Genomic DNA, 13926 nt, shown 5'->3' with positions numbered 1-13926 from the left:
ACACAGGGACACGATGAACGGCTTCAGGGTGGGCGAGGACGATTTCGAACTGGACGGGCGGCCCGTGCGGCTGCTCTCCGGCGCGCTGCACTACTTCCGGGTGCACGAGGAACAGTGGGGCCACCGCCTCGCGATGCTGCGCGCGATGGGGCTCAACTGCGTGGAGACGTACGTCCCGTGGAATCTGCACGAGCCGCACCCCGGGGAGTACAGCGACGTCGAGGCGCTCGGCCGCTTCCTGGACGCCGCCCGGGACGCGGGCCTGTGGGCGATCGTCCGCCCGGGGCCCTACATCTGCGCCGAGTGGGAGAACGGCGGCCTTCCGCACTGGCTGACGGGCGCCGTGGGGGCACGCGCGCGTACCCGTGACGCGGAGTACCTGGGGCACGTGGACCGCTGGTTCGGCCGCCTCCTGAAGGAGGTCGTCCCGCGCCAGCACGACCGGGGCGGCCCCGTGATCATGGTGCAGGTGGAGAACGAGTACGGCAGCTACGGCTCGGACCAGGTCTACCTCCGTCACCTCGCGGAGCTGCTGCGCGCCGAGGGCGTGGGCGTCCCGCTCTTCACGTCCGACGGCCCCGAGGACCACATGCTCACCGGCGGGTCCGTCCCCGGCGTCCTGGCCACGGTCAACTTCGGCTCGCAGGCCGAGGCGGCCTTCGGGACGCTGCGCGGACACCGCCCCCAGGGGCCGCTGATGTGCATGGAGTTCTGGTGCGGCTGGTTCGACCACTGGGGCGCCGAGCATGTCGTGCGGGACGCGGCGGACGCCGCGGACGCGTTGCGCGAGATCCTGGAGTGCGGGGCCTCGGTCAACCTCTACATGGCGCACGGCGGCACGAACTTCGCCGGGTGGGCGGGGGCGAACCGGGGCGGCGGCGCGTTGCACGACGGCGTCCTCGAGCCGGACGTCACCTCGTACGACTACGACGCGCCCATCGACGAGTTCGGCCGCCCCACGGAGAAGTTCCGGCGCTTTCGCGAGGTGCTCGCCGCGTACGCACAGGGCCCGCTGCCCGAGCCGCCCGCACCGCCGCCCTCGCTCGGAGAACACGCTCCGGTCGGCCTCACCGAGTGGGCGCCGCTGTCCACCGTCATGGAGTCGCTCGGCGGCCCCCTGGCGGAATACGCCGTACCGCCCACCTTCGAAGAGCTCGATGTGGATCGCGGCCTGGTCCACTACGCACTGACCGTGCCGGGTCCGCGCCGGCCGTATCCGCTGCGTGTGCGGGGGCTGCGGGACCGGGCCGTGGTGTACGTGGACGGGGTGCGGGCGGGCGTCCTCACCGAGGAGGAGCCTGCCCTCGCAGAGCCTGTCGCGGGGCACGCGCGCGTGGAGCTGTGGGTGGAGTCCCTGGGGAGGGTCAACTACGGGCCGCGGACCGGCGAGGCGAAGGGCGTCACCGGTGGGGTCCTGCATGAGCGGCAGTACCTGCACGGGGTGGAGGCCAGAGGGCTGCGGCTCGACGCGTTCTCCTCGCCGGAGGCCGTACGGGGGGTGCCGGCGTCCGAGGAAGGGGCGTCGGGCCGCCCGGGTCTGTACCGGGGCACGGTGGAGGTCGGCGTGCCCGGTGACGCCACTCTCGAACTCCCCTCCTGGACAAGGGGGTTCGTGTGGGTGAACGGCTTCAATGTGGGCCGCTACTGGTCGGCGGGCCCACAGACCTCGCTGTTCGTCCCCGGTCCTGTGCTGCGGGAGGGGACGAACGAGGTGTGGGTGCTGGAGCTTGAAGGGCTGGAGGGGCTGGAGGGTACGGGCGCGGGAACGATCGCGCTCTCACCAGTGCCGCCGGTCCCGCCAGTGCCGCCAGTGCCGCCAGTGCCGCCAGTGCCGCCGACGAGCCTGTAGGCGGCAGTCCCGCCTGGGGGCTGTGGCTGTGAACAGCCACAGCCCCCCCCAGGCTTCCTCAGATCTCGCGCACCTCGAAGGCGTCAAGGACGAACTCCGCGGTGCCGTCGTCCCCGCTCTTGCGCAGCCCGACCCACGCCTCGCCCTTGGCGGGTGCGGTGAACTCATAGGCCAGGACCGTGGGTTCGGTCGCGACGGGCAGCTCCTTGCGATCGATCTCACGGGCCGCGGGCTCGTCGACGGCGGTGATCCACGCGTACTGGCCCGCCTTCTCGTTCTCGTACCGGAAGGTGACGCGGTAGCGCTTGCCCGGCTCGAAGCGGGCGGTGTGCGGGACGGTGCGGTAGACGAGCCCGGTGTTCTCGCCACGGGACTTGAGGGACTGGGCGCCGTCGATGACGTCGTCGATCGCCTTGCCGTTCCAGCCGCGCTGTGTGAACGGCGCGTGCCGCTGCGCGATGTGCGTGCGCGGGTCGGTGACGTCGCCCGCGTCGCCCTTCATGAACGGCCCCCAGCCCTGCGGCACCTGCTCGAAGTCCTCGGCGACGAGCCGCCCTCCTCCGGGTGCGCTGCCACGCGTGGAGACGACGCGTACGTTGTCGAAGCGCACGCGCGCGTGGCCCGCGTCGGCCCGGAGCGTCAGCTCGGCCGGGCCACCGCCCTCGGGGACGGTGAAGGGCACGGACATCCGCTGGAAGCGGGTGCCGTGCTTGCGGTCGGCCGCCACGTAGTTGCCCGCCGTGGAAGTGCGCGTCCAGTTGGCGGCGGTGACACCGTCGGCGGTGCGCACCTCCAGGGTGGCCTTCCGCTCGTCGCCGCTCTTCTCACCGACCTCGACCTGCACGGAGGCGACGTACGTTCCTGCCTTCAGGCGGCGCAGCCGTTGACCGACGGCGGCCTTGCCGCCCGAGCCGATGACGAGTTCGTGGTCGCCGAGCTTGCTGAGCGCGACAGAAGCCGGTCCTGAGACCTTCCATCCCTCCAGGGAGCCGGAGTTGAAGCCCGGGTCGCGCAGCGGGGTCGCCTGCCCCCAGGCGGGGTCGGGCACTGCGGCGGCGCGCCTGCGGTAGAGGACGTAGGGCTGTTTGGCCTTGGCGTCGAGGGTCACCTTGCCGCCCCGCACCGGAACATCGGCGACGAAGACGCGCCCTTGGTCGGTGAGCCGGTACAGCGCGACCTCGCCGAGCCGGGACCACCCGCGCGGCAGCTGCCAACTCCCCTTTCCGCCCTTGGGGTTGTAGTGATAGAGCTTGCCGGGATCGGAGGCCTTGCGAGGCTCCCAGGGAAGCAGATAACTCCCCCCGTCGTAGACGACACGGCCGTCCGTCACGATCCGACGGACGCCTCCCGTGTCGGAGACCGCAGTCCCGCTCTCCCCAGCCTCTCCGCCCTCTCCGCCCGCTCCGAAGAAACTGATCTCGTGCTCGCCCCAGGACTTGATGGGATAGGCCTGGAGATATTTGGCGGGCAGTGAATCGGTCCAGATCAGGTCATAGAAATAGGACCAGTCGGTCTTTCCGACCCACCCCTCGAAATTACCCATGCGGGCAATACCCAGAAGCGTCGGCCACTTATCGGCGAAGACATCCTTCTGATGGTTCCGGATGAAGCGGATCAGCCTGGAGTTGATGCCCCGCGAGGTATCAGGACCGTAATCCGTCTCCGTCGCCCAGTGCGACCAGACGGACGAGCGCTCGAAGCCGTGTCCCCACTCGCTGGTGACGATCCAGCCCTGCTCGCGCAGGGCCCGCTGCAGCCTGTCGGACGTCCACCCCGACTCGCGGAACACATCGATGTAGAGGGCATTGAGCGCACCATCGGCTTCGTCCCGCAGGTCGGCGAACCGCTTGATGATGTCACCGGACACCAAATCTCGCCGTTGATCGATGCGATAGCTCTGATCCAGCCAGTCCCACTGCTCATCGGCCTTGTCGACGAGCTTTTCGGAGAAGGCGTTCGCGACGGGATAGGACTCCGTGGCGTTCACATGCACACTGAAGTCGCTGTTCCACTTCTTGCCCTCCCTGACCAGAGTGTTCAGGTCGTCCAGGCCGCCCGCGCGCGTGTTGTAGTTGCCCGCGTAGTCGGGGTGCGCGGAGTCGTGCCCCTCGGACTGATAGCCCTTGAGCAGCGTGTACTGCCGCAGGCCGTCGGTGGCCAGGTGGATCCGCTTGACGTTGTCGAGGGTCGCGAGGAACGGGTTCGTGGCCTGCGAGGCGAAGTTGAAGGGGATGTGCGGGACGACACGCAGATGCTGCTCGTCCGCGCCGACCGGCTCCACCATGATGTCGCGGAACGCGATGGCGGCGTCCTGCCAGTCGACCTTGCCGTCTCCGTTGCGGTCGCCGGTGATGACGACGGTGGCGTACGGAAGGGGCTCGGTGTCGCCGACGGCGGCGGTGGCCGCGCGGTGCGTCCACTGGCCGGGGGTCAGGCGGGCCTCCACGTAGCCGCTCTTCCTGACGGTCTCCCGCCGGAGCCGGCCGTTGTCCCAGGTGGTTCCGGCCTCGGAGGTGGGCTTGTCGTAGACGGTGTTGGTCTCGATGGCGCCGCCCAGCGCGTCGTGCGCGACGACGGCGTAGGCGCACCCGGCGGGCGCCTCCGCGGCGGTGTCCGCGGTCAGCTTGACCTCGGTGTCCCCGCTCTTGTCCTTGTCGAGCTGGACCTTGGCGGCGAGGAGAGCGGCGCCCGGCTGATCGCTGCGCACGGAGAGCAGGGCGAGGCCCGGGATGCGGAGGGTGCCGACGCGCAGGGCGTCGGTGTCGTCGATCTCCGTCACGCGCCACTGGACCTGGCGCCCCTTGAGGGCGATCTCGACGGTGACGGTGGTGCCGCCGCCGAGGGTGAGGACGTACTCGACCCGGTTGGCTCCGGTGGTCGCCGTCACCTTCGGGGTGTGCGTCTTGTCGTCCACCAGGAGCGTGCTGACGGTCTCCGGCTGGGCGTGCAGGACCGCTTTGCTGGCGCGGTCGGTGTACGAGATGACGCGGGGGAAGTCGGTGGCGACACGCACGTCGAGGTCGGCGGAGCGGAGGACGGCTTCACCTGGCGCGGCTGTCCTTGCCGCGGCGGAGGCGGCTCCGCCGAGGCCGACGGCGGCTCCGACGCCGGCCAGCGCGCCCGTGGCGACTACGACTCTGCGGCTCGGCCCTGACGTGTCTGACGGCTGCATGGCACCCCTCCGTGGAACGGATCTCGGTGCGGTCACCCTGCGCCGGGAGGGTCTTGCACGCCCATGGACAAAGGGGAGGCAGGTCTTGGACTAACGGGGTTCCCCTGCCGGGGGCTTGAGCGGTGAGGGTCCCTTGCCGGTGCCGAACAAGCCTTTACCGCCCGCCGCCCTCCGCCCTCCGCCCACCGCCCTCCGGCCGTCGGCGAGGGCGGACATACCGGCGCGGCCCCGCCCCACAACCGGAGCGAGGCCGCGCCCAGCGACGTGTCAGAGGGACGACGCCGCCTTCTCTATGTCACTGGCGAACGTCGACACCTCGGTGTAGACCCCGGGGAACTTGGGGCGCGCGCACCCGTTGCCCCAGCTGACGATGCCGACCTGGACGTACTCCCCGGCCTCGTCCTTGCGGAACATGGGGCCGCCGGAGTCACCCTGGCAGGTGTCCGTGCCGCCCTCCGCCAGCTTGCCGGCGCAGAGCTCCTCACCGGGGGTGAGGTCGCCGCCGTACGCGGCCTCGCAGTCCGCGTCGCTCACGAACGGAACCGTCGCCTTGAGCAGGTAGCGCTGCTGGTCGCCACCCTCCTTGTCGGCTCCCCAGCCGGCGATGGTGAAGTCGCCCTCGTTGAGCTTGTCGTCCTTGGCGATCTTCAGCGTGGGCTGGTCGATCGGCTTGGCGAGCTTGATGAGCGCCCAGTCCTTGCCCTTGCCGTCGTAACCCGGCGCCTGCAGAACCTTCGTGGACTTGACGCTGACCGCGTCCGAGCTCTCCAGGTCCACGACACCACCGGTGGCGGTAATGCTCGTGTTGTCGCCCGAACCATCCACACAGTGGGCGGCGGTCAGCACGATGTCCTTGGCGTACAGCGCGCCGCCACAGCCCATCGACAGACGGACCATGAACGGGAATTCGCCCTGCTCGGCGGGGGTACCGCCGACCACGCGCTCACCCGGAGTGGGGCCGGGGTGCGGGGCCGCGGAGGCGGCGACGGGCTGGAGACTGACGGCGGCGAGGGCGATGGCACCGAGGGTGGCGGCTCTCTTGACTCCACGCAGCTTGGTGTTCAACGGGCTTCCCTTCGTGGGGGGTTCGTGGGGGGTTGCACGCGTTCGCGGCCCCACTCCCTCCCCGCGCAAGCACGAGGATGGCATGAGCCCGCCAATGCGTTGTTGCGGATTATGGAGATCAGTGTCCGCATAGAGCAAGGGGCGGTTTTCGGCCACGGGCTCGCGCGCGGGCTGGTTCCGAATACGGGAGCGCGCCTTAGCATGCGCCGTACAGTGGAACCGAGTTGAGGCGAATCGCGGCGACTCGATACAAGCTGAGGCGACACGAACCGTCTCATTCTTGGGGGGTGCGGACGTGGCTGACGGCGGCCCGGTGGTGCACGGCTACCCCCACCTGGAGACGGTGCGCTCCGCGATCACCGCGCTCTACAAGCGCCTCTCGTACGACGGCGTCCACACCTTCGACACCAGCATCGCCCCCGCCGACGTCGCCTTCTCCGACCAGGAGGATCTTCATCTGGGCGTGCAGCGGGTGGCCCGCGAGATGGTGCGGCACCTCCGCCTCCCGGACGCCCGCATGATCGTCAGCTTCCGCGAGATGGAACACGCGGCGTACGTCGAACTCGCCGCCGGGCCCGAGTACTTCATCGAACTGAACGACCGGTTCCGTACGCACCGCAGGGACATCGGCGCCGCCCTCGCCCACGAGGTCATGCACGTGTATCTGCACCGGCTCGATCTGGCGTTCCCCGGCACACGCGACAACGAGATCCTCACGGACACCGCCACCACCTACCTGGGCGCGGGATGGCTCCTCCTGGACGCCTATCGGGAGGACGGCGCCTCGTCGCAGAAGCTCGGGTACCTGACGCCGGAGGAGTTCGGGTACGTACTCGCCAAGCGGGCCATCGCCTTCGGTGAGGCGCCGGAGACGTGGTTCACCAGCGCGCAGGCGTACACCGCCTATACGAAGGGACTCGCGCAGGCCCGCATCGACGAGCAGCAGCCACCGCTGACGGCCGCGGGGTGGACGGGGCGGCGGCGGTACGCGAAGGATCGGCGGTACGCGCTGACGCACGGCTCCGGCGGGGCGGGGGCGTACTCGTTCTCCCGCACGTCAGGCGGGACCGAGCCGCTGCGGGTCTCGTTCCCCTGCCCCACCTGCCGGCAGCGGATCCGGTTGCCTGCCCGGGGGCGGATGCGGGCGCGGTGCACGCTGTGCCGGACGGTGCTGGAGTGCGACACGTAAGGGTGCGGCGGCACGTAAGGGTGCGGGCCCGTCCTGTCTAGCCCTGGCCCCAGTGCGCGGGGCGCGTCAAGGACGGGGGAAGTTTCGTCTCCGCGTCACCCTTCGCCGCGTTGACCTGCGACTGGGTCAGGAAGAGGCCGCCGGTGAGGTCGGCGCCGCGCAGATCCGTGTCCCGGAAGTCCGCGCCGATCAGGTCGGCCTGACGGAGGTCGGCGCCACGAAGATCCGCGGCGATGAGACAGGCACCGCGAAGGGTGACGCCTCGGAGGTCGGCGCCCTTGAGGCGGGCGCCGAACAGATCGGCTCCCCTGCGGTCCTTCTTCTTCTGGTTCTTCTGGTTCTGGTTCTTCTGGTTCTTCTGATGGACGTCCGCGCGTACGAGTTCGCTGGTGCGCAGAAGGAGGACGTTGACGTCCGCACGGTGTGCGGCCACGTCCGTCCCGGCCACGGCCGCGGGGGCGCCCTGGGTGAGCTGCTCGGTCGCGTCCAGCGCGCGCTGGAGCTCGGCTCTGATCGGGCGGGCCTGCGGCAGGGCGAGCGCCTCGGTCAAGTACCAGAGCAGTTCGTGGAGTTGGCGCATCACCGGGAACACGTCGAACATCTGGCGGGCGGCGTCGGGGTTCTGCCGCCAGTCGGTTCCACCGTAGGTGACCTGCGAGACCTTCTGCCCGGCGCCGAAGCAGTCATAGACCGTGCAGCCCGAGAAGCCCTTCTGGCGCAGGTTCTGGTGGATGCCGCAGCGGAAGTCCTGCTTGAGGTTCGCGCAGGGAGTGCCTGCCGCCTTGTCGACGGGGAAGTCCGAGGACTTGGAGAGAGTGAGGGCCACGCAACAGAGCCCGAAGCAGCTGCCGCAGTCGGCCCGCAGATCCTGCCGAGCGCCGTCGCCGCCATCGCCGTCGTCACCGACCAGGGGCAGCAACTGACGCTGACGCGACTGGGGTTGCTTCTCGGGCATCGGGGCCTCCCTCGGACTCTGTCAGGTGTGGCAATCAGGCGGGCGGGCGAGACGCACACGACGCCCGCCCCTCCCGACAGCAGGGAACAACACCCCACCGCCGGGCACCCGCACCACTACCACCCGGCCTACTATTACGCCGCCCGGCGCGCCCCGCCCCCACTGGGACGGCCGCCACCGCCACGCCGCGCACGGCCACCACCGGCACCGCCACCCGCGGAAGACCGACCGCCACCGGCACCGCCACCCGCGGAAGACCGACCGCCACCAGTGCCGCCACCGGCGGAAGAGCGACCGCCACCCTGCGACTGGGACCTGGACTGCGCCTGACCACCCTGACCACCCTGACCGCCCTGGCCACCCTGCGACTGCCCCTGGGGCCGACCCCGGCGCTGACCCTGGCCACCGCCGCCCCCGCCCTGCCCGGCGGGGCGCCCCCGCCGGGCACGCTGCGGCGAAGCCTGCTGCTGGGGGACCTCGATGACCACCGGCACCCCGGAGGGCTCACGCGCACCGGTGATGCGGACGAGCTCCTCGTCGGTGGACTTCACTCGCGCCGTCTTCGGGCTGATCTCCGCGTCGGACATCAGACGCGACATCTCCCGCTTCTCGTCCGGCAGGACGAGCGTGACGACACTGCCCGACTCCCCCGCCCGCGCGGTACGCCCGCCACGGTGGAGGTAGTCCTTGTGATCGGTGGGCGGGTCGATGTTCACGACCAGGTCGAGGTCGTCGACGTGGATGCCGCGGGCCGCCACATTGGTGGCGACGAGCGCGGTGACCTGCCCGGTCTTGAACTGGTCCAGGGTCCGGTTGCGCTGCGGCTGCGAACGGCCGCCGTGCAGCCCGGACGCCCGTACACCGTTGGCGAGGAGCCGCTTGGTGAAACGGTCCACCGCGCGCTTGGTGTCGAGGAACATGATCACCCGGCCCTCACGGGCGGCGATACGCAGGGCGACGGCCTTCTTGTCGGTCTCGTCCGCCACGTACAGAAGGTGGTGCTCCATCGTCGTCACGGCGCCCGCGGACGGGTCGACCGAGTGCACGACCGGGTCCGTCAGGAACATCCGGACCAGACGGTCGATGTTCTTGTCGAGCGTGGCGGAGAACAGCATGGTCTGGCCATCCTGCTCGACCTGCTTCAGGAGCGCGGTGACCTGCGGCATGAAGCCCATGTCGGCCATCTGGTCGGCCTCGTCGAGGACCGTCGTCCGCACCTGCGAGAGATCGGCGTCGCCGCGCTCGATGAGGTCCTTCAGACGCCCGGGGGTCGCCACCATGATCTCGGCGCCGCGGCGGAGCGTGCCCGCCTGCTTGGCGATGGAGAGGCCGCCGACGACCGTCGACATGCGGAGGTTCACGGAGGTGGCGTACGGCGTCAGCGCGTCCGTCACCTGCTGTGCCAGCTCACGCGTGGGGACCAGGACCAGGGCGAGGGGGGAGCGCGGCTCGGCGCGGCGGCCCGCGGTGCGGGCGAGGAGCGCGAGGCCGAAGGCGAGGGTCTTGCCGGAGCCGGTGCGGCCACGGCCGAGGATGTCGCGGCCCGCGAGGGAGTTGGGGAGCGTGGCCGCCTGGATCGGGAAGGGCTCGGTCACGCCCTGTGCGGCCAGCGTCTTCAGCAGAGCCTCTGGCATGTCCAGGTCGGCGAACGCCTCGACCGAGGGCAGCGCGGGCGTGATGCTCTCGGGCAGCGCGAACTCGCCCCCCACCGGCCTCGCCTTGGCGCGGCCGGGCTTCTTCGCGGCGCCCCTCGCCTGGCCGCCGCCAACCACCGGGGCCTTTCCGCGTGCGTTCGTGGAGCGCCCGCGGGCAGGACGTGCGGGGCGATCGGAGCGATTCATACGGAAATGCCTTCCTGGACCTGGTGACAGCACAAGCCGGGGCCCGCACCTGTCCGGTGCGGGCCCCGGCTATGAGGTTCGCGTGCTACGACGATCAGGCGGGAACGATGTTCTCCGCCTGCAGGCCCTTCTGGCCCTGCGTGACCTCGAAGGAAACCTTCTGGCCTTCGAGGAGCTCACGGAAGCCCGAGGACGCGATGTTCGAGTAGTGGGCGAAGACGTCGGGGCCGCCGCCGTCCTGCTCGATGAAGCCGAAGCCCTTTTCCGAGTTGAACCACTTAACGGTGCCGGTTGCCATGTCAATCTCCTCAACAGGGGCAGAGTAAGGAAAACCACGGAATTGTGGATTCCAAGCGCTGCAATGACCCCCATCCCGGAGAGACCGGAAAAAAACAATAATGCGCCTTCGGAGCATTCCCGTCAGGCGCACATAAAGTTCATGGGTACCAAAACTGCGACGCATAAGCCTAACACGGACGAGGGACTCCTTGTTTCGGGCCCCCGCTGACCGCATGGGGCAGGGCCCGCCGCCCTTACTCCACTCGCCGCGCCGCCGGGCAGGGGCGCCGGGACACCGAGGCACAGAGGCGCCGGGGCGCCGAGCCCAGATACCTGCCGCACACACCTTCCTCCTGTCGGGGCACCCCGCTACCTTCAACCAAACAATCGCTTGGTTGAGCGACGAGTGGCCATGGCGACCGCTATCGAGGAAGGCGGCCCGATGCGCATCACCCGTACACGTACAGCGGTCGGAGTCGCGGTCTGCGCGCTCGCTCTGGGCACCCTGCCCGCCTGGGCGGCGCAGGCCGGACCCGCCGCACCCGAGCACGGCACGGCGCGGCACGCCCCGCACCACTCCTTGCGCCCCGCGTCCGACGGCGTACACCGGATACCTCTCCAGGGCGCCGTCAACGTAAGAGACGTCGGCGGTTATCGGACCTACGACGGCGAGCGGGTCCGTTACGGCCAGGTCTTCCGCGCCGACGCCCTGGCCAAGCTCACCGACGCCGACGTGGCCACTCTCACCGGGCTCGGTCTGAGGAAGGTCGTCGACTTCCGGGTGCCGGCCGAGGTCCAGTACGACGGGCCCGACCGGCTGCCCGCCGGGCTCGCCCCGACGCCCCGGGCCATCAGTGACAACGGTCTCTTCGCGACGCTGATGACCGTCATCGGCTCCAAGGACCCGGTCAAGCAGGAGGAGATGCTGGGCAACGGCAAGGCGGACGCCTTCATGCGCGGCGTCTACCGCACCTTCGTCTCCGACGCCGCGAACCGCGCGCAGTTCGCGGCGACCCTGCGTGACATCGCGCACGGCGGCAGGAAATCACCGCTGCTCTACCACTGCACGGCAGGCAAGGACCGTACCGGCTGGACCAGTTATCTGCTGCTGCGCGCCGTCGGTGTCCCCGAGCGCACCGTCGTGGGCGACTTCCTGGCGTCCAACACCTACCGGGCCGCGTACGACGCGAAGGTGCGCGAGGGCCTCAAGCAGAGCGGCCTGATGCAGAACCCGGAGCTGCTGATACCGCTCCAGGAGGTCCGCAGCGGCTATCTGGAGGCGGCGCTCGCCCAGGTGGAGAAGGAGTACGGAAGCCTCGACGGCTATCTCAGGAAGGGACTCGGGCTTGATACGCGGACGGTTCTCGCGCTGCGGGAGCGGATGGTCGGCTGAGTCGCTCCCCGGGGCACGGAGGTCACGTGGTCACGATGCCCTGCGCCCGCGCCGCCGCGAGCCAGGTCGGGAACTCGCCGAGGAGTTGGTCGTACAGGTGGTCGTCGGGGACCTTGTGGGGCTTCTTCCCGGCGTGGAAGAAGCCCGCGTTGTCGACGACGCGGGCGGCGGGGACGGCGAGTTCGTCGAGCCTGCGGAGGTAGTCGAACTGCGTGCTCTTCTCGTTGCCGAAGCCGATGAACTGCCAGAAGAGCGGGAGGTTCGCCGCCTTGCAGAGATATCGCTCGGCGGCACTCTTGCTGGTGGGGCCGCCGTCGGTCTGGAAGACGACCAGGGCGGGAGCGGTGGAGCCGCTGTCCATGTAGTGGTCGATCACGGCGTCCATCGCCACGTGGTAGTTGGTCAGGCCCATGCGGCCGAGCCCCTCGACGATCTCGTCGATCCTGCCCTGGTGGCGGTCGAGCGAGATCTCCGTGACGGCGTCGACATCCGTGGAGAAGAAGACCGTGGGCACGATGCCGTCGTCGTCGAGGTGCGCGGACAGACCGAGCACGCGCTCGGCGAGGGCCTGGACGCTGCCCTTCTTGTAGTACGACCGCATGGAGCCGGAGTAGTCGAGGACGAGATAGACGGCGGCGCGCATGCCCTCAAGGCCGTGCTTGCGAAGGCTCACTCCGGCGGACTTGTAGAGGCTGACAAGGGCGGGCGCCGTCTCCTCCACCTTGCGCAGGCTGATCGCCGGTTCCACGTTCCGCTCCGTTCTCCCGACCCGTTCCAGTGGGCCGAGGGTACGGGACATGCTGGTGGAGGCGTGAAGTGATCTCTTACGGGCTTGAGGAGAAGGTCGTACTGATCACCGGTGCGGGCCGGGGTCAGGGGGCGGCCGAGGCGCGGCTCTTCGCGGAGGCCGGGGCGCGGGTCGTGATCACGGATGTACGGGAGGAGGAGGGGCGGGGCGTCGCCAAGTCCCTGGGCGATCAGGGCCTGTTCGTACGTCATGACGTCACGGAGGCGGAGAGCTGGTCGTCGGCCGTGACGGCGGGGGTGGAGGCCTTCGGCCGCCTGGACGCGCTCGTGAACAACGCCGCGCTGTGGCGGACGGCGTCCGTGGAGAACGAGACGTACGAGAACTTCGAGGCCCTGATCCGGGTCAATCTCCTTGGACCGTTCCTGGGCATCCAGGCTGTGCTGCCCGCGCTGCGGGAGGCGGGTGGGGGCTCGATCGTGAACGTCTCGTCCACGGCCGGGCTCGTGGGGATCCCCGGCCATGCGGCCTACGGCTCCACGAAGTTCGGTCTGCGGGGCCTGACCCGGTCCTCGGCCCTCGACCTGGCGCGGTACGGGGTGCGGGTCAACTCCGTGCATCCGGGGGCGATCGACACGCCGATGATCTCCACGGCCTCCGCCGGGCGGGACTGGTCCCATCTGCCGCTCGGCCGGATGGGGCGGCCCGAGGAGGTCGGGGAGCTGATTCTCTTCCTTGCCTCGGAGGCGTCTTCGTACATCACGGGGGCGGAGTTCGCGGTGGACGGGGGGTCGACGGCGGGGTGATCCCTCCCGGCCGGATGGTTCCTGCCGGGCCGGTCCGGCACGCGAGCCGACTGATAGCATTCCGGAACTACTAGTGACTTTATACCACTGGGCCACCGGAGAGGAGAAGCCGTGTCCGACCGGACGGACCACGTCACCTTCCAGCATGGGCAGGAGTTCCTGAGCGCCATCTCGGAGCGCTGGAACTACCAGATCCTGCGGGAGGTGTTCTTCGGGGTCGGCCGCTTCGGAGAGCTCAAACGAGCGCTCGGCATCTCGGCGAACATTCTCACCGCGCGACTGGCCAGCCTGACGGAGCTGGGCCTGCTCTCCAAGCACCCGTACCGCACGGACAAACCGTGGTACGAGTACCGGCTCACCGACAGCGCCCGCGAACTCGTCGTCCCCGCGATCGTGGCGATCACGCACTGGGCCGAGACCCGCGCGACCGGCACGGACGCCACGCGTCACCCGCTGATGCACACGGTGTGCGGCAATCCGACCGACCCCTACCTCGCGTGCAGCAGCTGCCACCAGCCGATGGAGGCCCCGACCCTGCGCCCCATGCCCGCCCAGGAGGGCAGCCAGCCATCCCACTGGTAGCAGTTCAGTACTAGTATCGTTACGCTACTAGTACTAGTGCTGAACCAATG

Annotated in this window: 11 protein-coding genes; 5 read left to right on the top strand and 6 right to left on the bottom strand. The window is 69.7% G+C overall.

Going from position 1 to position 13926, the window contains the following annotated elements:
* The first annotated feature begins 13 nt into the window (after positions 1–13).
* The gene (locus tag ACFVXC_RS36330) at positions 14–1849 is read left to right on the top strand and encodes a beta-galactosidase family protein (protein WP_389914512.1); all 1836 of its coding nucleotides are present in this window, start codon (positions 14–16) and stop codon (positions 1847–1849) included.
* A gap of 58 nt (positions 1850–1907) precedes the next feature.
* Here the strand turns inward: ACFVXC_RS36330 and ACFVXC_RS36325 are convergent, their stop codons facing one another.
* Both ACFVXC_RS36325 and ACFVXC_RS36320 read right to left on the bottom strand, forming a co-directional pair.
* Entirely contained in the window at positions 1908–5021 is a 3114-nt protein-coding gene (locus ACFVXC_RS36325) for an endo-alpha-N-acetylgalactosaminidase family protein (RefSeq protein WP_389914509.1), read from the bottom strand.
* A gap of 267 nt (positions 5022–5288) precedes the next feature.
* A complete protein-coding gene (locus ACFVXC_RS36320) occupies positions 5289–6170 on the bottom strand; it encodes a S1 family peptidase (RefSeq protein WP_389914506.1) in 882 nt (293 codons plus the stop codon).
* A 211-nt stretch (positions 6171–6381) separates the two neighbouring features.
* On the opposite strand from ACFVXC_RS36320, the gene ACFVXC_RS36315 reads away from it, so the two are divergent.
* Positions 6382–7275, top strand: a complete 894-nt coding sequence (locus ACFVXC_RS36315) for a hypothetical protein (RefSeq protein WP_389914503.1) — start codon at positions 6382–6384, stop codon at positions 7273–7275.
* 37 nt (positions 7276–7312) lie between these two features.
* Here the strand turns inward: ACFVXC_RS36315 and ACFVXC_RS36310 are convergent, their stop codons facing one another.
* The 3 genes from ACFVXC_RS36310 to ACFVXC_RS36300 all read right to left on the bottom strand — a co-directional run bounded on the left by ACFVXC_RS36310 (position 7313) and on the right by ACFVXC_RS36300 (position 10369).
* The gene (locus ACFVXC_RS36310; RefSeq protein ID WP_389914501.1) at positions 7313–8230 is read right to left on the bottom strand and encodes a pentapeptide repeat-containing protein; all 918 of its coding nucleotides are present in this window, start codon (positions 8228–8230) and stop codon (positions 7313–7315) included.
* A 134-nt stretch (positions 8231–8364) separates the two neighbouring features.
* Positions 8365–10071 (bottom strand): DEAD/DEAH box helicase, encoded by a 1707-nt coding sequence (locus tag ACFVXC_RS36305; RefSeq protein ID WP_389914499.1) that lies wholly within the window; start codon positions 10069–10071, stop codon positions 8365–8367.
* A gap of 94 nt (positions 10072–10165) precedes the next feature.
* Entirely contained in the window at positions 10166–10369 is a 204-nt protein-coding gene (locus tag ACFVXC_RS36300) for a cold-shock protein (protein WP_030362889.1), read from the bottom strand.
* 393 nt (positions 10370–10762) lie between these two features.
* On the opposite strand from ACFVXC_RS36300, the gene ACFVXC_RS36295 reads away from it, so the two are divergent.
* On the top strand, positions 10763–11743 hold the full coding sequence (locus ACFVXC_RS36295; RefSeq protein ID WP_389914496.1) for a tyrosine-protein phosphatase: 981 nt from the start codon (positions 10763–10765) through the stop codon (positions 11741–11743).
* Positions 11744–11765: 22 nt separating this feature from the next.
* Here ACFVXC_RS36295 and ACFVXC_RS36290 read toward each other — a convergent pair whose 3' ends face one another.
* Entirely contained in the window at positions 11766–12491 is a 726-nt protein-coding gene (locus ACFVXC_RS36290; RefSeq protein WP_389914493.1) for a vWA domain-containing protein, read from the bottom strand.
* A gap of 71 nt (positions 12492–12562) precedes the next feature.
* On the opposite strand from ACFVXC_RS36290, the gene ACFVXC_RS36285 reads away from it, so the two are divergent.
* Both ACFVXC_RS36285 and ACFVXC_RS36280 read left to right on the top strand, forming a co-directional pair.
* Positions 12563–13294 carry an SDR family NAD(P)-dependent oxidoreductase gene (locus ACFVXC_RS36285; RefSeq protein WP_389914618.1) on the top strand — a complete coding sequence of 244 codons (732 nt, stop codon included), beginning with the start codon at positions 12563–12565 and terminating at the stop codon, positions 13292–13294.
* A gap of 111 nt (positions 13295–13405) precedes the next feature.
* Positions 13406–13876, top strand: coding sequence for a winged helix-turn-helix transcriptional regulator (locus ACFVXC_RS36280; RefSeq protein WP_389914490.1), 471 nt, complete (start codon positions 13406–13408; stop codon positions 13874–13876).
* Positions 13877–13926: the final 50 nt, after the last annotated feature.

The sequence above is a fragment of the Streptomyces sp. NPDC058257 genome (assembly GCF_042881845.1).
Taxonomy (GTDB): domain Bacteria; phylum Actinomycetota; class Actinomycetes; order Streptomycetales; family Streptomycetaceae; genus Streptomyces.
This window is presented reverse-complemented; position numbering and strand designations above follow the sequence as displayed.

Coding starts and splice junctions, on each gene's coding strand:
- ACFVXC_RS36310 (WP_389914501.1), bottom strand. CDS start 8,230: ATGCCCGAGAAGCAACCCCAGTCGCGTCAGCGTCAGTTGCTGCCCCTG.
- ACFVXC_RS36305 (WP_389914499.1), bottom strand. CDS start 10,071: ATGAATCGCTCCGATCGCCCCGCACGTCCTGCCCGCGGGCGCTCCACG.
- ACFVXC_RS36320 (WP_389914506.1), bottom strand. CDS start 6,170: ATGCCATCCTCGTGCTTGCGCGGGGAGGGAGTGGGGCCGCGAACGCGT.
- ACFVXC_RS36325 (WP_389914509.1), bottom strand. CDS start 5,021: ATGCAGCCGTCAGACACGTCAGGGCCGAGCCGCAGAGTCGTAGTCGCC.
- ACFVXC_RS36300 (WP_030362889.1), bottom strand. CDS start 10,369: ATGGCAACCGGCACCGTTAAGTGGTTCAACTCGGAAAAGGGCTTCGGC.
- ACFVXC_RS36295 (WP_389914496.1), top strand. CDS start 10,763: ATGGCGACCGCTATCGAGGAAGGCGGCCCGATGCGCATCACCCGTACA.
- ACFVXC_RS36330 (WP_389914512.1), top strand. CDS start 14: ATGAACGGCTTCAGGGTGGGCGAGGACGATTTCGAACTGGACGGGCGG.